The sequence below is a fragment of the Lactobacillus sp. ESL0237 genome, from assembly GCF_003692985.1.
GTDB lineage: Bacteria > Bacillota > Bacilli > Lactobacillales > Lactobacillaceae > Lactobacillus > Lactobacillus bombicola.
On record NZ_REHE01000008.1, the window covers coordinates 20,146 to 41,212 of the forward strand.

Here is a 21,067-nt window from a genome sequence, read left to right on the forward strand (position 1 = left end):
AGAATAAAAAAACGCAATAACTAAATTGCGTTTTCTTAATTATTGCAGTTTTTCTTTTAATCTTTCAAAGAAACCTTTTTCTTGTGGGTTAATGGATCCCCCGCCAGCCTTAACAAAGTCAACCAAGGCTGCTCTTTGTTTTTCGTTAAGAGTTTTAGGAATTTGTACTTCGACTGTCGTTATCTGGTCACCACATGCATTACCACGTAAATATGGAACTCCCTCACCTCTTAATGTGAATTTTTTATTAGGCTGGGTACCAGCAGGAATTTTTAATTTTTGCTCCCCATGAACAGTTTTAACTGTAATTTCATCCCCAAGAGTAGCCTGAGCAAATGAAATTGGCACCGTTGTATAAATTGTATTGCCTTCTCGTTTAAAGTCCTTGGACTGTTTTATTCGATATGAAATATACAAATCACCATAAGGCCCACCGTTTTTACCAGCTTCCCCTTGACCTTCATAGCGTAACTGCTGACCATTGTCAATTCCGGCTGGAATATTAACTTCTATAGTGTTTTTACCATCTACAACACCATTTCCATGACACGTACCACAAGGATGTTCAATAATAATCCCTCGTCCATTACATTTGTCACAAACTGTTTGCCGTCGAATCATCCCAATCATCGATTTCTGTGTAACCGTCATATAACCTGTTCCATTACATTTGTCACAAGTAATTGGATGGGTACCCTTTTCAGCACCACTTCCCTTACATGTCCCACAAATTTCACTACGAGTATATGAAACTTGCGTTTTTTTACCAGTAATAGAATCCATGAAATCAATAGTTAGGGTATAGTCTAAATCTTCGCCGCGTGTTGGTGCAGTCGGATCTGCTCGTCGCTGTCCACTAGAAGCGCCACCAAAGAAATCGTTAAAAATATCACCAAAATCACCGAAACCACTAAAGTCACTGTAGCCTTGACCTGCACCACCAAAGCCAGCTTGGCCATTCACACCAGCTGCACCAAATTGATCGTACTGACTCTTCTTTTGTGGGTCATGAAGAACTTCATAAGCTTCATTTATTTTTTTGTATTTTTCCTCTGCACCTGGTTCATGATTGATATCAGGATGGTATTTCTTAGCTAATTTACGATAAGCAGAATTAATTTCTTTATCACTGGCATTTCGATCAACACCTAGCACACTATAATAATCTTCTTGTGCCATCTAAAAGCTCCTTACTTTCCAAAAGAAAAGAACTACTTTCATGGCAGTTCTTTTCTAATTTATTCAATTATAAACCCATTACTTGTCAGGGTCTACTTTATGAAATTCGCCATCGCTAGCTGAACCATCACCTGCATTGCCATTTTGACCATCAGCTTCAGCACCAGGTTGTCCTTGAGCTCCACCATTAGCTTGGTATAACTTAACCGCTAAGTCTTGAGCAACTTTTGATAGTGCATCTTTCTTAGTCTTCATTTCTTCCAAGTTATTGTCCTTTTGTGCCTGCTTCAATTCATCAAGCGCATCTTGAACCTTCTTAATGTCGTCTTCAGAAACTTTATCCTTAACTTCACCCAAAGTCTTTTCAGTTGAGAAAATTAATTGGTCAACTTCATTGCGTAAGTCAACTTCTTCTTTCTTCTTTTTATCTTCTTCGGCATGCTCTTCAGCTTCTTTTTGCATCTTTTGAATTTCTTCATCGGATAAACCAGATGAACTCTTAATGGTAATCTTTTGTTCTTTACCTGTACCCATATCTTTAGCCGAAACGTTTACAATTCCATTCTTATCGATATCAAAGGTTACTTGAATTTGTGGAACACCACGAGGTGCGGCAGGAATATCAGTCAGTTCAAAACGACCCAAGGTCTTATCATCAGCAGCCATTGGACGTTCACCTTGCAAAACGTGGACATCAACAGCAGGTTGATTATCAGCAGCAGTTGAAAAGATTTGACTCTTAGACGTTGGAATTGTGGTATTCTTTTCAATTAATTTAGTGAAGACACCACCCATGGTTTCAATACCAAGTGAAAGTGGAGTAACATCGAGTAAAACGACATCCTTAACATCACCTGAAATAACACCACCTTGAATAGCAGCACCTAAGGCAACAGCTTCATCAGGATTGATTGAGTGGTCAGGTTCTTTTCCAGACCACTTCTTAACTGCTTCTTGAACCGCTGGAATTCTAGTCGATCCACCATTTAAAATAACCTTATCAATATCATTAACAGTTAAGTCTGCATCTTTTAGTGCATTATCAAATGGAATCTTAGTTCGATCAACAAGATCAGCCGTTAATTCATCAAACTTAGCACGAGTCAAATCAGCTTCTAAGTGTAATGGACCGGCTTCACCAGCAGAAATAAATGGAAGTGAAATGTGAGTTGAAGATACACCAGATAGATCTTTCTTAGCTTTTTCAGCAGCATCTTTTAATCTCTGTAGTGCCATCTTATCAGTTGATAAGTCCACACCATTTTCATCTTTAAAGCCTTTAACAAGCCAGTCAATGATCTTATTATCAAAGTCATCACCACCAAGACGTGTATCACCATTAGTGGATAATACCTGAAAGACACCATCACCTAGTTGCAAAACAGAAACATCGAAAGTTCCACCACCAAGGTCATATACTAAAACTTTTTCATCTTCAGCATCTTTATCCAAACCATAAGCAAGTGATGAAGCAGTTGGTTCGTTAATAATCCGTTTTACTTCTAAACCAGCAATTTTACCAGCATCTTTAGTAGCTTGACGTTGAGCATCATTAAAGTAAGCTGGAACCGTAATAACTGCTTCAGTAACCTTCTCACCTAAATAGTCTTCTGAAAATTTCTTAATATATTGTAAAATCATTGCAGAAATTTCTTGTGGTGTATAGGCCTTATCCCCAATTTTGACTTTATAACCAGCCTCACCAATGTGACGCTTAATTGAAGAAATAGTATTAGGATTAGTAATTGCTTGCCGTTTAGCTACTTCACCAACTTGAATTTCACCATCCTTAAAGGCAACTACTGAAGGAGTAGTTCTGTTACCTTCTGGATTAGTAATAATTTTTGGTTCCTTACCTTCAAGAACTGCAACTGCAGAGTTAGTTGTTCCAAGATCAATACCGATAACTTTTGACATTAATAAAACTTCCTTTCAATTATTGTGCAACAACAACCATTGCTGGTCTTAATGTGCGATCCTTATATAAATAACCCTTTTGTAAAACCTGAACGATATAATTCTTCTGCTCATTATTTTCAGCAGCAACCGTTTGAACTGCCTGATGTAAGTTTGGATCAAATTCTACACCTTCAGCATCGATTTCACTAATTCCATGATCTTTCATCGCCTTAATTAAGGAGTCAAGAGTCATTTGAACACCCTTTTTAAGCTGCTTTGAAGCTTCATCATCTACTTCAATTGCTAAAGCTCTTTCTAAATTATCCATTACCGGTAAAATGTCTTTAGCTAAAGACTGAGATTCATACTTAATCAATTGTGCACGTTCATTATTATAACGATTTTGCATATTTTGCATTTCTGCTTGACTACGTAAATATTTATCTTCTAAATCTTTATTTTGTTCCTGCACCCTAGTTAACTCTGATTTGATTTTATCTTTTTCAGATTCAGATGCTTGTTGATCATCTACTTGAGCTTCAAAATCTTTCGTTTCATCCGTTGCCGGTTGATTTTCTATAAAATCTTTTTCATTAGTCTGTTTTTCTTTACTCACAGTTAACCTCCTTTATTTAAATCTGCCATAATATTCCAGTAGCTTTTTAGCTAATTCATTTCTAAAATATTCTAGTAGGCCAATCACTTGCGAATACGGCATATTATTAGGACCAAGTAAAGCAATAATACCTTTACCATATGACCCTACACTGTACTCTGCAGTAAGAAGACTATAATCCTTCAATAAATCATTAGATAATTCCGAACCTAAACTAACTCTTATGGGTGAGTGACTATCACTTGAGTTCATTACATTAGTCATTAAATTCGAAACTAAATCTTCATGACCCAGTAATTCATAGAGCGATTTCAAACTTGAAGCATCGCTTAGTGAACTGTTATTTAAAAGATTTAGCTGCCCGTCAACATACATTTGCTCACTAGTAGCCTCTTTAACCACATCTTCAACCAATTCAATTAATTCAGTGATATGATGAAGACCAAATTTTTCACTTAAATCTTGACTCAATGAACTCGGGTTTATTTCGTTTAAAGTCTTACCTACCAATTCATTGTTTAGCATTCGCACAGCTTTTTCAACTTCATCGCCACCAATATTATAGGGTAAACGATAAACTTGACTGTGAACATTCCCATCACTGGTAACCAAAATAGCCATAACTTGCCTATTCACTAATGGAACAATTCGAAAACCAGTAATAGTTAAAGAATTACTCTCTGGTCCTTCAGCAAAAGCAGTATAATTAGTCAAATCAGATAAAATTTTGGCCGCCTCTTGAACAATTTCATTAACTTGATGAAATGGCTGGCTAAATTGTAGCATAATTCTATCATATACTGATGCTGGCAAACGTAATGGCTCAACTAAATTATCTAAATAGTACCGATAGCCATCAGTTGATGGTAAACGGCCACTAGATAAATGAGTTTTTTCAATTAAGCCCTTGTCTTCTAAAAGAGCCATTTCATTACGAATAGTTGCACTGGAAACTTTAATTGGCAGTTGGTTCATTACAGTTTTTGAACCGACAGGATCATGTGTCTGTGTAAAATTATTAATAATTGTTTTTAAAATTAATTCTTGACGTTCGGTCAACATAAATATCGCCCTCACTTTTAGCACTCTTATTTGCTTTGTGCTAACAATTATTATGATACTAGTATTTAGCAGAATGTCAAGCTGAGTGCTAATTATTTTGAAATAAATTTTTGCAACAATTTTAACTTATCTGTACTGCTCAAAATAGTCTGTAATCTTTAATTTATCCTGTTTCATTTGCTCTTTTAGTTGATTTAAATTAGCAAACTTTATTTCTCCGCGTGTATACTTATACCACTTAATTATTATCTTTTGGTCATAAGCCTCTTCACTAAAACCAAATAAGTTAGATTCAATATATATTTTTTGGGCACTGTTAATTGTTACATTATAGCCTACACTAGTCATTGATTCATACCACTTACCATTAATCATTGTCCTCGTAGCATAAACGCCAACTTTAGGAATCACCTTATTCTCATCCCAAACTAAATTAGCAGTTGGAAAGCCCAACTTGTGACCATTACGCAGTCCGTGCCCAATATAACCGGACATGACATAAGGTGTGCCAAGTAAGTCTTTAACTAAGTCCATTTTTCCATTTTTAATAGCTCTTTTAATCTCTGTTGAGCCAATTTTTTGGTCATTGTATGTTTGTTCCGGAACCGTAATAATCTCAAATCTGTTTTGCGCAAATTTAGGTAAATTCTGCATATTGGCAATATTTTTAGGTCCATAGGTATAATCAAAACCAGCAACAACAGTCTCAGTATTAAGTTTAACAATAATATTATCTACAAATTCTTGAGCACTTACTTTGCTAAATTGCTCATTAAAATGCATCACCAACAAATAATCTACTCCAAGCTGCCGCATTTTATATATCTTTTCATCTAGGGTATCAATATAACTCACTACTTGGTTTTGATAGACCTCCTTAGGATGCCGATCAAATGTCATTAGCACTAAGGGTAAGCCCTTACTATTGGCAGTGTTCTTTGCGACCTTTATTAACTGCTGATGTCCACGATGAACACCATCAAAAAAGCCGAGAGCCAATACAATTTTACCCGGGACAATATTCTTTTTAACTGGATAAGATAAATGAATAATTTGCACTGTTGAACCTTCATTTCATCTAATTATTTTGCAAAAGCATTAATTCAGGACGGTACATTGTACCTCTGGCTTGATAAATCGCCTTAACTTTATTATTGTACCTTAATGCAACTTTTTTTGCATTCGTTTTCAAAGCAATTGCTGCCCCATTTTTTACCTTCAGCCATTGATTTTCGTTCAAGTCAATTGTCTGATAATCTTTGAAAAATACTTCGATTGGTTGTATTGCTTTTTCAGCTATAGCTGGATTGCCAATAATTTCATCTAGTTTAACAGCTTGACTGAGATTAAAGCCTGAGCTTGCTGTCCTTCGTAAGGTTTGCATTACTGCCGGAACACCTATATTTTCGCCTAGGTCATTGACAAGTGAACGCACATATGTGCCTTTACTACATTCAATTTCAAAATTAAAAGTTTCCTGTCCCTTTTCTAAGTCAAATTGAGGCTCATCAACCGCGTTGTATGCAAAAATTTTAACTGATCGCTTTGGTCGTTCAACCGCAATACCTTCGCGTGCATATTCATAAAGGTGCCTGCCATTTAAACGTACAGCTGAGTAAATTGGTGGAACCTGTTCTATTTTTCCAATAAACTCTTGCATCCTTGTTTGCAGAGTATCTTTACTAATTTTCGTTGTTAAACGTTTAGTTTCGAGCACTTTACCAGATGTGTCATAACTATCCGTGGCATAACCTAACAGGCCTGCACCACAATATTTTTTATTTTTTTGATGCATTAATTCAATCAATTTTGTTGCTTGTCCAATTGCAATCGGTAAAACTCCAGTTACATCAGGGTCTAAAGTTCCCGCATGGCCAATTTTTTTAATATGCAGTACTTTACGCAAATGGTAAACAACATCTGCACTCGTCATACCCTTTTCTTTATCAATTACTAATATTCCGTTAATCATTTCCCTACCTACTAAAAAAGCGCTAACCAGCGCTTTTCTTAATTATTGCGATCTGCATCTTGCTTTTTTACTTCTGCAATTAAACGATCAATCTTACTACCATATTTAACTGAATTATCCCGTTTAAAAATTAATTCTGGAACTTTATAAACAGTTAAAATTTGTCCTAAGAGATGACGCATCATTCCCTTAGCTTTTTCTAAACCAATAGCCGTTTCTTCTTCCTTTTTTGGATTTTCAGAAAGAATGCTGTAATAAACAGTAGCATAAGACAAATCATTGGTACATTCAACTGCTGTAATCGTTACATCTTTAACACGTGCATCACGAATATCTTTTCGTAAAATTTTAGTTAATTCACGCAGAATTTCGCCTTCAACACGACCAATTCTATGTTTCATACTTTGCTCCTAATCACACTATTTTTGTGGCTTAACTTCCTGTTGTTCAACTGCTTCCAGCTCATCGCCAATTTTAATGTCATTATAACCTTCGATTGTTAAACCACAGTCAAAGCCCTGCTTAACAATTTTGGTATCATCTTTAAACCGTTTTAATGAACCAACTTTACCAGTATAGATTACAACACCATTACGAATCAAATTAACATCCGCATCACGTGAGATATAGCCTGAATCAACAAAAGCTCCAGCAATAGTGCCGACTTTAGAAACTTTCCATGTTTCACGCACGGTCAAATTCCCGACAACTTTATCTTCATATGTTGGCTCAAGCATTCCTTGCATAGCGGCTTTAACATCATCAATTGCTTTATAAATAACACTATATAAACGTATGTCGACTCCGCCATCTGTTTCCGCCTGCGATTTAGCGGTTACAGTCGGACGAACATTAAAACCAATAATAAATGCGTTCGATGCGGCAGCTAATGTTACATCGGATTCATTAACTGCACCAACACCAGCGTGAATAATATTAACCCGGACACCCTCAACGTCAATTTTTTCAAATGATTGTTGTAAAGCTTCAACAGATCCTTGAACATCAGCTTTTAAGACAACACCAACTTCTTTCATATTCTCTTTCTTCATTGTATCGAAAAGATTATCAAGGGTTACATGTTGTACATTTTCCCTGGATTGCTGTAATGCTTGTTGCGCCCTCTGTTCGCCGACACTACGTGCTGTCTTTTCATCATCAAAGACAACTATCTTATCAGCAGATTCTGGCACATCATTTAGCCCAGTAATTTCAACTGGCATCGATGGGGTAGCTTTTTCAACTTGACGTCCACGATCATTGGTCATTACCCGAACGCGTCCAAAACGATTCCCCACAACAATCGGATCTCCAGTATGCAACGTACCTTGCTGAATTAATAAATCAGCAACTGGACCACGTCCCCGAGATAACCGAGCTTCAATTACTGTACCAATAGCCTTTTGCTTAGGATCAGCCTTTAGTTCCATTAAATCAGCTTGAAGTAAAATCATCTGCAAAAGCTCATCAACATTTTCACCAGTTTTAGCAGATATTTGAACATAAATGGTATCTCCACCATAATCTTCTGGTATTAAATTATATTTCATTAATTGTTCGGTAACATGTTCCGGATTAGCACCAGGCACATCCATTTTGTTAATTGCAACAATTATTGGTACTTTTGCACTTTTAGCATGATCAATTGCTTCAATAGTTTGTGGCATTACTCCATCGTCAGCTGCAACAACTAAAACAACAATATCTGTTATTTCTGCACCACGTTCACGCATATTTGAAAATGCCGCATGACCTGGAGTATCCAAAAACGTTATTGGCTTATTATCTATTTTAACTTGATAAGCTCCAATTTTTTGAGTAATACCACCAGCTTCGTGTGCTGAAACTTGTGTATGGCGTAAGCGATCTAATAAAGTTGTCTTACCGTGATCAACGTGTCCCATAATTGTAACGACTGGTGGGCGTTTAACTTGTAATTTCGAATTTTGCGAAGCTTCCATTTGTTTTTCATAAAGAGTATCAATGTCGGAAATATCTTCATGAATTTTTTCTTCAGCGTTAATCCCATATTCAGCCGCGATCAACTCAATTGCATTTTTATCTAATGATTGATTTTGATTGGTCATCACTCCAAGCATAAATAATTTTTTAACAATTTCTGCTGGCTCACGATGCAATAATTTACCCAAATCTTGAGCATTCATCCCGACTTCATAAACTAAAGTTTCTGGCAATGGGCGCTCTTTGCGTTGAGTTGGTTGTTTTTTAGGTAATTGTTCAAATTGCCGCTTTTTACCCTTATTTTTGCGTTTTTCTTGATGCTTTGAAAAATTATTGCCAGCGTAATTTTGGCTTTTTCCCTTACGGCCAGGCTTACCAGAATTGCGAGTATGACCATTACCACGCCGATTCTCATCTTTCACAGGCTCTATCGCGGTATTATCTTCAATAACTCGGTGCTTATTAACCGAAGAAGACGCCTGATTTTGTTTCATTCTTGCTGGCGAAGGCTTAATTATTTTAGGACCGACTGTCTTAGGAGTAACTGCTACTTTTTTAACAGTTTGCTTTTCATTTGAACTTATTTTTTTCACTTCTTCTATTTTTTTAGTTGGCTTTTCTTCATTTGACTTTTCAAAATCATGCCGACTAACCTGTTTTGTTTGCTGATTTAATGAATTTTCTTCAACTCGCTGTTTTTGCTTTAATTGCTTTAGCAAGTCTTGTGCTGCCGGCTTAGACGCTTTTTCATTATGATTTGTTTTGATCTTTTGCTTTTTGTTTGCTTGATCACGATGAACCTGATCATTTACACGATTAGTATTCCGCTTTTTGGTAGTCTTTTTTTCATCAACCTTTTTTTCGTTTTTACGAATTGAAGTTACAGAAACTTTGATTTTACTATTTTTCAAAGCGGATTTCTCTTCCTTTTTAGTGGGAGCGGGGTTTTGAAAACTACCCTTTATCTGATTCACTTCTGAATCTTCCAATGATGACATATGATTCTTTACATCGAAGCCGAGTTCTTTCGCTTTATTAACCACAACTTTATTCTCGATGCCTAACTCTTTTGCAATTTCATAAATTCTTGTTCTAGTCATCCAATCACACTCCTTCATTAATCTTTTGTACTAATGCTTTATAAAAACCAATATCAGTAATACCTAATACTTTACGCTTTTTGCCAATTGCATGTGAAATTTCATCACTATTAAAAGCAGAAATAATACTTATCCCACTTTTGGTAGTAATTCTATTGATCTTTTCACTTGTACCTTCATGGCAGTCATTAGCCAAAATAACAACTTTGATTTTCTTTGCTTTGAGCCCCACAAGAACAAGTTCCTGACCTGAAATTATTTTCCCAGCTCGCTCCGCAAGACCTAGCAAATTCAACGCTTTTTGTCTACTTTGCAAATCTAACTATCACCAAATAATTCTTTTCTTGCCTTTTGATGATCGACATAAGCATATAACTCGTCATAGAATGCTGCTGAAATTTTAGTTCCGAGACTGCGATCTAACACGCCTTTTTCTTGTGCAGACTTAATTTTAGTAGGATCTAATGAAACATAAGCACCACGACCTGGCTTTTTACCAGTTGGGTCAACAAAAACATTTTTTTCTTTATCAATTACAATGCGAACTAACTCTTTTTTAGGTTGCATACTATTAGTTAATAAATCTGTTCGCATTGGAATCTTTCTTTTTTTCAAAAAAATTCCTCCTTGCCTTATTCATTATCAATATGCTCATTTATTTCTAAATTTTGCTTAGTCTCTTGTATATCACTCAATTGGTCTTCATGGTCAGTACCTGATTGCTTCTCAATTGATACAGAATCAGTGCTTTCTTCTGTATTGTCATTTGCTTCATCAACAAACTCAACTTCAGATTCTGGTCTAATGTCAATTTTATAGCCAGTTAAGCGTGCAGCTAAGCGAACATTCTGCCCCTTCTTACCAATAGCAAGTGATAATTGATAATCAGGTACAATTACCAATGCACTTTTTTCATCTACTTCATCGCTAAATTGAACTGCAATAACTTCTGCAGGATTTAGGGCATTAGCAATAAAGTCTGACGGATCTTGCTCGTAATTGACAATATCAATATTTTCACCATCAAGTTCATTAACAACATTTTGCACACGTGTACCACGTTGACCAACACAGGTTCCAACAGGATCAATATTAGGATCATTTGATTTTACCGCGATTTTAGTTCTATCACCAGCTTCACGCGCAATAGAAATGATTTCAACCGTACCATCAAAAATTTCTGGGACTTCCTGTTCAAATAATCTTTTAACCATATCTGGTGCAGTTCGTGAAACTGTAATTTGAGCTCCTTTGGAATCAGAACCAACATGAGTTACTAGTACACGAATTTGATCTTGAGGATTATAAATTTCATTTGGCATTTGATCATTGCGAGGCATAACAGCTTCTACATTACCAATTTTAACATAGACAAAGCGATTATCACGTCTTTCAACTGTTCCAGTAATTAATTCATCTTCGTACTTTGAATATTCACTAATTATCTGATTTCTTTCAGCCTCACGTAAATGTTGCATGATAACTTGTTTGGCTGTTTGAGCTGCAATGCGACCGAAGTTCTTTGGTGCAACTTCAAAGCGAATTGTATCCCCTAATTCATATGCACGGTTGATTGCTAAAGCATCTTTTAAACTAATCTCTAGTCGATCATCATGAACTTCTTCCACAACAACCTTCTCAGTCATTAACCTAAAGTCGCCCTTACGTTCATCAAATTTAACTACAACATTAGTTGCTTGGTTATAATTCTTTTTATATGCTGCAACGAGGGCTGCTTCAATTGCTTCAACAATCACCTCTTGCTTAATACCTTTTGTTTCTTCTAAAGTAGCAAACGCCTCTAGCATTTCTTTAGACATAAGTTTTAATCAACCTTTCTAAAATTCAATTGCAAATCGAACATTTGCAACTAGTTTACGGGGAATAGTTAACTGCTTCCGCCTTGTTTTAATTTTAATTTCCAATTTTATCTCGTCATTAGTATACGACTTTAAAATACCTTCATATTCTTTTTGGTTATCGATTTTTTGATAAAGTGCAATGTGAATGTAATTATTCAAAGCCTTTTGCCAATCATTACTAGTTTTTATTGGTCGCTCAATACCAGGAGAAGAAACTTCTAAAATATAGGGGTCAGGAAATGGATCAGGCCTTAATTCATCTAACTTAGTAGAAATCAGCTCACTAAGACCAGCAATTTCATCCATATCAATTCCATCATCTCGATCCACATATATGCGTAAATAACTTTGTCCTTTTTCTTTCACGTATTCACTATCTACCAATTCATCTCCACGTGACTTTATAATTGGGATAATTTCTGCAAGAACAGCTTCTTTAACTTTCGCCAAGTACTTTCCTCCGTAATAAAAAGAGTGAGCAATCAATGCTCACTCCGAATCACTTATTCGAACTTCTTTGTTAATTATATCATATTTATACTAATACTGCAAAAATCAAAAGAGTGATAGTTGATTTTGATCAGGCAAGCCTTCCAAAACACCATTTTCTTCTAAATAGTCCATGATTGTCTGCGATACTTTGCCCCTTTTTGCCAAATCTTCTTTTGATAAAAATTCTTGTTCTGCTCGTGCAGCAACAATTTGTTTTGCAGCATTTATCCCTAAGCCAGGAACGGCATTAAATGGCGCTAAAATTGTATGTTGGTCAACAATTGTAAAATTAGTTGCTTCAGATTTATTAATATCAACCATTTTTATACTAATACCACGTTCAAGACACTCATTAGCAATTTCTAACACAGTTAATAGACTTTTATCTTTAGCAGAAGCATCATTACCTTTGGCTTGAAGGTCACTCATTGCCTTTTTAACAGTATTTTTACCATGACTCATTGCTACTAAATCAAACAGATCAGCCCGAACTGAAAAATAAGCAGTGTAATATATTTCAGGATAGTAAACTTTAAACCAAGCAATTCTTAAGGCCATTAAAATATAAGCAGTAGCGTGGGCCTTCGGAAACATATATTTTATTTTCAAACAAGACTGAATATACCAACTAGGAATTTTATTATTTTCTTGTAAAACAGCCATGTCTTCCTCACTGATACCACGACCATGCCGAACCGATTCCATAGTCGAAAAGGCAACTTCAGGTTTAACACCCCAGTGAATAAGATCTGTCATAATATTATCACGACAACCAATTACATTTTTTAGTTTGCAAATACCATTATTAATTAGTTCCTCTGCATTACCTAACCAGACATCCGTCCCATGAGAAAGACCAGAAATCTGTAATAATTCGGAAAAAGTAGTTGGCTTAGTTTCTTCAAGCATACCACGAACAAATCTCGTCCCAAATTCTGGTACTCCTAAAGTTCCAGTTTTAGATTGTATTTGCTCTGGTGTCACTCCTAAGATATCAGGACTAGAAAATAATGACATAACGCCGGGATCATCAGGTGGAATAGACAGTGGGTCTACTCCTGATAAGTCTTGAAGCATTCTAATCATCGTTGGATCATCATGTCCTAAAATATCAAATTTCAATATATTGTCATGAATCGAATGAAAATCAAAATGAGTTGTTTTCCATGTTGCATTAACATCATCTGCTGGGTATTGTACTGGAGTAAAATCATAAATATCCATATCATCCGGAACTACAACAATACCAGCTGGATGTTGCCCAGTTGTTCGTTTTACTCCGCTGACTCCTGCTGCTAAACGATCTAATTCTGCTCTTCGCAGATTTAACTCTTTTTCATCATCGTAATGTTTAGCATAACCATATGCTGTTTTATCTGCAACTGTCGCAATTGTCCCAGCTCGATAAGAATTTACGGGGCCAAACATCACCCGAATAAAATTATGTGCCACTGGTTGATAGTCACCAGAAAAGTTCAAATCAATATCTGGAACTTTATCTCCGTGAAAACCTAAAAAAGTGGCAAAAGGTATATCTTGGCCGTCTTTGACCAAATCTGTATCACATTTGGGACACTTTTTATCAGGTAAATCATAGCCAGAACCATATTCACCATTCTCAAAAAATTGGGAATATTTACATTTCGGACAACGATAATGCGGCGCGAGTGGATTAACTTCCGTAATTCCAGACATTGTTGCAACAAGACTAGAACCAACTGAACCACGTGAACCAACTAAATAACCGTCTTTATTTGACTTGGCAACTAATCGTTGTGATATTAAGTAAATGACTGCATAGCCATTTGAAATAATCGAATGCAATTCCATATCAACACGGTCTTGAACTAGCTTAGGTAGCGGATTGCCATAAAGCTCATGCGCTTTATCATACGTCAGCTTTTTCATTTCTTCATCAGCATTTTCAATATGTGGCGGATAAAGTCCATCTTTAATTGGTGCAATTTCTTCAACTGACTCAGCAATTTTATTTGGATTTGTAATAACAATTTCTTGAGCCGCTTCTTCACCTAAAAAGCTAAAAGCATCTAGCATTTCTTGAGTAGTATAAAAATGCAAATCAGGTTGTTTTTTATTTCGATCAGGGTTACCCCTTTGCGCAGAAATTAAAATTGTCCTGTAAATAGCGTCATGCGGTTCAACGTAATGGGCATCTCCAGTTGCAACAACGGGCTTATTTAATTCTTGCCCTAATTGATATATATTACTTAAAATTTCTTCTAATTCTGCTTCATCGGCAATTAGGTGATCGTCAATCATTGCGGCGTAATTTGCAGGTGGTTGAATTTCCAAATAATCATAAAATTCTGCCTTCTTGCGTGCTTCATCATAGCCTTTTTGCATCATTGCAGTAAAAACTTCACCTTCACCACAGCCAGATCCATAAAGCAAGCCTTCATGGTTTTCAATTAAATCAGATTTAGGGGTACGTGGAATACGATAAAAGTCTTCAGTGCTCGCAATAGAAACTAAACGATACATATTTTTTAAGCCAGCTTGAGTTTGAGCCAATATAGACATATGTTTCGGTCGTGCTCTTTTAAACACTTGACCGTGAGCCGCATAATCATTCATTTTCCCCAAATCGTCCTCACCAAATTTTTCAGTAAAGGCAGTAAGTAGTTTAAACATTAAATAGCCCGTTGCTTCTGCATCTTGATTTGCTCTGTGATGATGTTCAAGTACAACATTGTATTTTTTAGCTAATGAATCGAGGGTGTGTCGCGTTTGTTCTGGATGAAGGAGCCTTGAAATTTCAAGGGTATCAACTACTGGCTGTGTGATTTCACTCAAATTTGCTCTTTTTAAAGCAGCATTTACAAAACCGACATCAAATTGAACATTATGACCACAAAGCGGCCTTGCACCATAAAAATCCTGAAACTGTTTAATTACAACGTCTTCATCATCAGCAGCCTTTACCATTTCATCAGTAATAGAAGTTAAGTTAATCGTTTGTTCACTTAGAGGGTGATGCGGATTTATAAATTTATCAAACCGATCAATTACTTCGCCATTTTTCATTTTTACGGCACCAATTTCGATAATAGTGTCATAAACTGACGATAATCCAGTTGTTTCAACATCAAAAATTACGAATTCTTGATCTTCATATTTCATTGGCGCAGGATTAAGGATCAATAAGGCACGATCATCAATCATATTTGCTTCAAGACCATAAACAATCTTTATACCATTCTTCTTGCCAGCATTATAAGCTTCAGGAAAGGCCTGTACATTTGCATGATCTGTAATAGCAATCGCCTTTTGCCCAAATCGTTTAGCTGCTAAAACAAAATCAGTCGCTGTATTAGTTGCATCAAGCTGACTCATATTAGTATGCAAATGCAATTCAATACGCTTCTCTTCACCTTTATACTTTTCAATTCTCTCAGTATGTTCAACTACTTCAAAAGAAGAAATATTAAAAACAACGTCGTGGCTCCATTGATCTTCAGCTGCAGTACCCTGCATCTTAGCCCAAGTTCCCCGTTTCAATTTACTAATATTTTCTAGTTGATCATCATCCGAAATAAACTTTTTGAATGAAATTGAATCAGTATAATCAGTAATTTCTCCCATATAAATATGAGAGCCGTTTTTAAGTTCCCGTACATCAGTATTAAAAATGTTGCCCTCAATAACCACATTTCTGGTTCCGGCAATAACATCCTTAATTTGAGTTACCGTCATTTTTTTATCAAGTGTTCGGTTACCATAGCGCGTTTTTTTAGTTTGATAAATCGGTTTTTTAGAGTATTCCTTTGGTGGGGTTGCTAAATAAGCCTCTTGCATATTTTGCTCATGCTGTTCCTGTAATTGCTGTAAACTTGCCAAATTACTTTGTGAGCTGGCCTCATCGATTTCCGTTACAAACTTTAAATTGAAAAAGCCGTAATCTCTCATTTCAATTGCTAACTGGTCTAATACCTTTTGTTCCAATAGCCCGTCTACCACTAAATTGTCAACCGGAATAATCCACCGTTCATCTTCTTTTCGCGGTTGATGGCTTGCAATAAACTCTCGTGCAACTGGTTGCAATAACTGCGAGGTTTGGACTGCATATTGCCAATAGTCAGTTAAATAATTATCATCTCCGTTTTCTGATCGCACAAACAAATGTGTTTTAACAAATGAAGAAAAGCTTGCCGTAATTGCCTTATTTAGAGCATCATAAGTGGCAAACTTTAACGGTGTAGCAAAAAGAACATGGATATCCCATCTATGCTCTTTAGCGTAAACATCCACGTTCTCAATTTGGCCCTTTTGCAGTATATCCTCATCTTCAAATTGTTTAGGGAAATTAATCTGCTCTAACAGGCGTAAGAAAAGTTCGTTTTTATTCGTCACGAAAATTATCCTAACTCTTTATTTACAAAATCTGCTAGTTCAGTAGTTGTCATCTCAGTAGCCACTTCATCACTTGGTCGCTTAACTTCAATAATTCCTTCACTAGCCTTTTTACCAATTGTAATACGAACGGGAGCACCAATCAAATCAGCATCAGCAAATTTAACACCGGGACGTTCATTGCGGTCATCGTATAAAACATCATAATTTTTACTGAACTCTGCTTCAAGTTGCTCAGCTAATCTAGTCTGTGCCTCATCTTTCATTTTCATTTGGACTATGTGCAAATTGAATGGAGCAATTTCTTTTGGCCATGCAATACCAAATTTCGTCAAATGCTGCTCAATTACAGCTGATAAAACACGTGTAACGCCAATACCGTATGAACCCATAATTACTGGTTGTGATTTTCCATTTTGATCTAAAAAATCAGCTCCCATTTTTTCAGTATAATATGTGCCAAGTTTAAAAATATGTCCTACTTCAATTGAAGTAGTAAATTTAAGCGGTAAATGATCGATTGGATCAGGTTCACCTTCATTGGCAACACGCAGATCACTGACTTGATCAATTTTAAGATCACGATCAAAATTAACGTTCTTTAATTGGTAACCATTTTGATTTGCGCCAACAACAGTATTGACTAAATTCTTAATTGTTTCATCAGCAATAATTTGATCAGCCCAGGTAGCATTTATTGGACCTACGCTTCCCTTTTTCAAGCCAGTAAGTTGGTATAGTTCATCATCACTAGCGACTCTTACTGAATCTGCATCAAGTAGATGAGTAAGCTTTACTTCATTAACTTGCTTATCACCACGAATTAAAACCAGTACATGATCTTTTTCATTAACTATATAAAGGATGCTTTTTACAATTTTAGTTGCTGGCACATTTAAAAATTTCGTTAAATCAGCAATGGTTTCTTGTCCTGGAGTGGCAACCTTAACAATTGCTTCTTCCTTTTCTTGACTAGGCTTGAAAGTATCAACACTAACCGCCATTTCTAAATTAGCAGAGTATGTATTAGTTTCGTTAGTGGCAATTGTATCTTCTCCAATAGCTGCCGGAGCTTGGAATTCAGTAGAATTTTTTCCACCCATGGTACCAGAATCGGCAATTACTGCTGTCACATTAACTCCACAACGTTTGAAAATAGCTTCAAATGCCTTCTTTTCATCATTAAATTGTTCATCCAATTGTTCTCTAGTAGCAGCGAAACTATAGGCATCCAGCATAATGAATTCACGCGTTCTTAATAAACCAAACCGTGGCCGATTTTCATCACGAAATTTATTTTGAATTTGGTATAAAGCAATTGGCATTTGCTTATAGCTTTTGATGCTTTTAGCAACAATTTGCGTAAATGTTTCCTCATGAGTCGGTCCTAGTAAACTTTGCCGACCATGCCGATCATTTAATCTAAACATTTCTAAACCGTATTTTTGCCAACGCCCTGATTCTTCCCATAATGAAGCAGGTAGTAATTCTGGCATAGCCATTTCCGGCACATTGATTTGGGCCATTTCTTCTTTTATTATCTGTTCAACTTTGGTTAAGACGCGATAACCTAATGGTAAATATGCATAAACACCAGCAGTTACTTGCCGAACATAACCACCCCGAAGCATCAGCTTGTGACTAGCCGCAACTGCATCAGCTGGAGCCTCCTTTAAAGTAGGTATAAATAATTTAGATTGACGCATTAATTTCTCCCCCAAAATAACTTTTTAAAAAATTCTATTTAATAAAATAGCGATATATGTCATTGCCAGTCACTGCAATAATCAAAATAAGTAACAGTCCAAAACCGATTAGTTCTACTAACGACTCATGATCTTCTGAAATTGGTTTACCACGAACAATTTCAATTAAATTAAGCAAAAACTTTCCTCCATCTAAACCAGGAATTGGAATCATGTTTACAATCCCCAAGTTTATTGAAATCATCGCTAAAAATGCCAAAATATACGGTAACCCTAATTGTGATACTTGTGATGTTTGTGAATATATTCCAACTGGACCTGATAGTTTATTTAAACTAAAATGTCTGAACAATCCACCAACAGCATTAAAAATCATTCCAGTTGTTGATACGGTCATCTCCCATCCTCGTTGAGCCTTGGCCGAAATATGCTCATCACCTTGTGCATGGATTCCGATTTGATAGATAGTTTGACCTTGAACTTTAATTGATTTTGGCTTAACACTAGCTGTCCTTGTTTGACCATCTTTATTAATAAAGGAAACTTTAATATTTTTTCCCTTACTATGATTAATAAAGTCAGAAACCTCTTGAAAAGTAGTAATCTTGTAATTGTTAATTTTAATTAGTCTAGAGCCTGGTTCGATTTTCGCCAATTTAGCAGGTGAATTAGTATCGACATGACTAACAGTTGTTGTAGCTGGACCTGGAATTGTAAAGGTCCAAATCATAAAAACAACAAAGCCCAAAATAATATTCATTAATGGACCAGCGATATTAGTCGCTAATTTTTGCCAAACATTGGCTTCTTGAAATTGAGTATCACGCGGAGCAATAATTAATTCGGTTTTTGTTTGATCGATTATAGTAGCATCATGATTAACATGATAGGTTACTCGATCTGCCTCATTGCCATTTTCATATCCTGAAATAAATAACTCATCAACCAAATCAGCTTTTGTAATTAAGACTGGGATGCCCTCAATTGGCACATCTGATTTAGAAGCATCAATTTTGATAACTTCGTTTTGCTCATTTAACTGTAGAATCACTGTCATCCCGGGTTCAAGTGCTGTGTCGTCATCTTTACCTGCTAAACGAACATAGCCACCTAATGGCAACCAACGGATGGTATACGTGGTTGGATTACGACGCACTTGAAAAAGTTTTGGCCCCATTCCAATTGAAAATTCACGTACCAAAATACCACATTTTTTAGCAACAATGAAGTGCCCGAATTCATGGACAAAAACTAACAACCCAAATACAATTAAAAAAATTAGTATACCTTTCAAAAGAAATCTCCTAGTGGACAATACCTAATAAAGCAGCAAAAACTGGCAAAACAAACAGCATACTGTCGAATCTGTCTAAAATTCCACCATGACCAGGCAAAATTTTACCAGAATCTTTTACATTATAAAAACGCTTGTAGGCAGATTCAACTAGGTCCCCCATCTGGCCAACAATGGATAAGATTAAAGCAAAAATCACCAATTCAATTAAAGAATAACCTAATGGAACAAAATAGGCATAAATTGTTGCACAAATAACTGCGCAAATTGTTCCTCCAATTGAACCTTCCCAAGTTTTATTGGGACTAATCACTGGCCATAATTTATGTCGACCAATTTTTCGACCGATCATATAAGCCCCTGTGTCTGTTAACCAAACCACTACAAATACATAGCAAAGTAAAGCTAGTCCATGCGAACTATTTCTAATTCCTGCCATATAGTGAAAGCCAGTGCCAATATACAGTGATCCCAAAGTATAAACACCAATATCATCAAAATTTGTTTTATTCTTTGATAAAACAGTCCATGTTAACATTAACATGATTAACGCAAAATAGATGCCATACTTAGTCCAGTTAAATGGCATTGCCTTAATAAAGGTATCTGGAATTGCCCAAGTTATCGTTGCTAATAATGCTAATACAAAATTAACTGATACTAAAATTTGCTTTTTCATTAAAAATATTTCACTGATTCCAATTGCCGCAAAAGCTACAGTAAGCCAGTCCATCCAAAGCCCACCTGCCCAAACAATCGGAATAAACAAAATTAAAGCAATAATTGCTGTGATTACACGTTGTTTCATATATTTACCTAACTACCTTATTCATCAAGTTTACCAAATCGACGATGACGATTTTCAAAGTCGCTGACAAATTCTTGTAAATCATTTTTATTAAAATCCGGCCAATTTTTCGAACTAAAAGCTAATTCAGAATAAGCAAGTTGCCAAAGCATAAAATTAGAAATTCTTTGTTCGCCAGAAGTTCTAATTAACAAGTCTGGTTCTTGAAATTTACCAAAATTAGCGGTCATTAAATGTTGAGCAATCATTTTTTCATCAATCTGTGCACTAGATAATTGCCCCATTTCAATTAGAGACCCTAATTCTTGCATAGCTGTTAGAATCTCTCTTCTTGAGCCGTAATTAAAAGCAAAATTCAAGATTAATCCGGTATTATCAGCTGTTTCAGCCATTGCCTGTTGTACAACATCGTATGTTTTACTTGGCAATTCGTCAAGATAGCCCATAATGTTAACCTTAACATTATTTTCCATTAGCGTAGGCATAAACTTATCAAAAAAGCGTACTGGTAAATTCATTAAATACGCAACTTCTTCTTTAGGACGAGCCCAATTTTCAGTTGAGAAGGCGTACAATGATAGAACTCTAATTCCCAGTTCATTAGCGGCTAAGGTAATACGTTCGACATTATACATTCCTTCTCGATGCCCCATAATGCGTTTCTTACCTTGTTGTGTAGCCCATCGCCCGTTGCCATCCATAATAATGGCAAGATGGTTTAACTGATTCCTTTTTTCTACCATT

Annotated in this window: 17 protein-coding genes; all 17 read right to left on the minus strand. The window is 35.9% G+C overall.

Translation table 11 applies throughout. The features are described from left to right. Positions 1-39: 39 nt before the first annotated feature. Positions 40-1,179: a molecular chaperone DnaJ gene (gene dnaJ, locus F5ESL0237_RS04145; protein WP_122024716.1), complete on the minus strand. Its 1,140-nt coding sequence runs from the start codon at positions 1,177-1,179 to the stop codon at positions 40-42. 78 nt (positions 1,180-1,257) lie between these two features. Next, entirely contained in the window at positions 1,258-3,096 is a 1,839-nt protein-coding gene (dnaK, locus tag F5ESL0237_RS04150; RefSeq protein WP_090092174.1) for a molecular chaperone DnaK, read from the minus strand. A 19-nt stretch (positions 3,097-3,115) separates the two neighbouring features. Further along, positions 3,116-3,694, minus strand: coding sequence for a nucleotide exchange factor GrpE (grpE, locus tag F5ESL0237_RS04155; protein WP_122024717.1), 579 nt, complete (start codon positions 3,692-3,694; stop codon positions 3,116-3,118). A gap of 12 nt (positions 3,695-3,706) precedes the next feature. Further along, positions 3,707-4,756 (minus strand): heat-inducible transcriptional repressor HrcA, encoded by a 1,050-nt coding sequence (hrcA, locus tag F5ESL0237_RS04160; protein WP_122024718.1) that lies wholly within the window; start codon positions 4,754-4,756, stop codon positions 3,707-3,709. A 126-nt stretch (positions 4,757-4,882) separates the two neighbouring features. Beyond that, positions 4,883-5,815, minus strand: a complete 933-nt coding sequence (gene ribF, locus F5ESL0237_RS04165; protein WP_122021843.1) for a riboflavin biosynthesis protein RibF — start codon at positions 5,813-5,815, stop codon at positions 4,883-4,885. A 19-nt stretch (positions 5,816-5,834) separates the two neighbouring features. Further along, on the minus strand, positions 5,835-6,728 hold the full coding sequence (truB, locus tag F5ESL0237_RS04170) for a tRNA pseudouridine(55) synthase TruB (RefSeq protein WP_122024719.1): 894 nt from the start codon (positions 6,726-6,728) through the stop codon (positions 5,835-5,837). 38 nt (positions 6,729-6,766) lie between these two features. Further along, positions 6,767-7,129, minus strand: coding sequence for a ribosome-binding factor A (locus F5ESL0237_RS04175; RefSeq protein WP_090092181.1), 363 nt, complete (start codon positions 7,127-7,129; stop codon positions 6,767-6,769). Positions 7,130-7,147: 18 nt separating this feature from the next. Continuing rightward, a complete protein-coding gene (gene infB / locus F5ESL0237_RS04180; RefSeq protein ID WP_122024720.1) occupies positions 7,148-9,790 on the minus strand; it encodes a translation initiation factor IF-2 in 2,643 nt (880 codons plus the stop codon). 4 nt (positions 9,791-9,794) lie between these two features. Beyond that, complete coding sequence (locus F5ESL0237_RS04185; protein ID WP_122021846.1) at positions 9,795-10,106, minus strand: ribosomal L7Ae/L30e/S12e/Gadd45 family protein; 312 nt, start codon at positions 10,104-10,106, stop codon at positions 9,795-9,797. A gap of 2 nt (positions 10,107-10,108) precedes the next feature. Next, a complete protein-coding gene (rnpM, locus tag F5ESL0237_RS04190) occupies positions 10,109-10,405 on the minus strand; it encodes an RNase P modulator RnpM (protein WP_122024721.1) in 297 nt (98 codons plus the stop codon). Between the two features lie 17 nt (positions 10,406-10,422). Continuing rightward, complete coding sequence (nusA, locus tag F5ESL0237_RS04195; protein WP_122024722.1) at positions 10,423-11,610, minus strand: transcription termination factor NusA; 1,188 nt, start codon at positions 11,608-11,610, stop codon at positions 10,423-10,425. Positions 11,611-11,628: 18 nt separating this feature from the next. Further along, positions 11,629-12,102: a ribosome maturation factor RimP gene (rimP, locus tag F5ESL0237_RS04200; protein ID WP_122021848.1), complete on the minus strand. Its 474-nt coding sequence runs from the start codon at positions 12,100-12,102 to the stop codon at positions 11,629-11,631. 105 nt (positions 12,103-12,207) lie between these two features. Continuing rightward, positions 12,208-16,515: a PolC-type DNA polymerase III gene (locus F5ESL0237_RS04205; protein WP_122024723.1), complete on the minus strand. Its 4,308-nt coding sequence runs from the start codon at positions 16,513-16,515 to the stop codon at positions 12,208-12,210. Between the two features lie 5 nt (positions 16,516-16,520). Beyond that, positions 16,521-18,221, minus strand: a complete 1,701-nt coding sequence (locus F5ESL0237_RS04210) for a proline--tRNA ligase (RefSeq protein WP_122024724.1) — start codon at positions 18,219-18,221, stop codon at positions 16,521-16,523. A gap of 34 nt (positions 18,222-18,255) precedes the next feature. Further along, a complete protein-coding gene (gene rseP / locus F5ESL0237_RS04215; RefSeq protein ID WP_122024725.1) occupies positions 18,256-19,515 on the minus strand; it encodes an RIP metalloprotease RseP in 1,260 nt (419 codons plus the stop codon). Between the two features lie 10 nt (positions 19,516-19,525). Then, positions 19,526-20,323, minus strand: a complete 798-nt coding sequence (locus tag F5ESL0237_RS04220) for a phosphatidate cytidylyltransferase (RefSeq protein ID WP_090092196.1) — start codon at positions 20,321-20,323, stop codon at positions 19,526-19,528. 17 nt (positions 20,324-20,340) lie between these two features. Beyond that, positions 20,341-21,066 carry an isoprenyl transferase gene (locus tag F5ESL0237_RS04225; protein WP_122021852.1) on the minus strand — a complete coding sequence of 242 codons (726 nt, stop codon included), beginning with the start codon at positions 21,064-21,066 and terminating at the stop codon, positions 20,341-20,343. Between the last annotated feature and the right edge of the window lies 1 nt (position 21,067).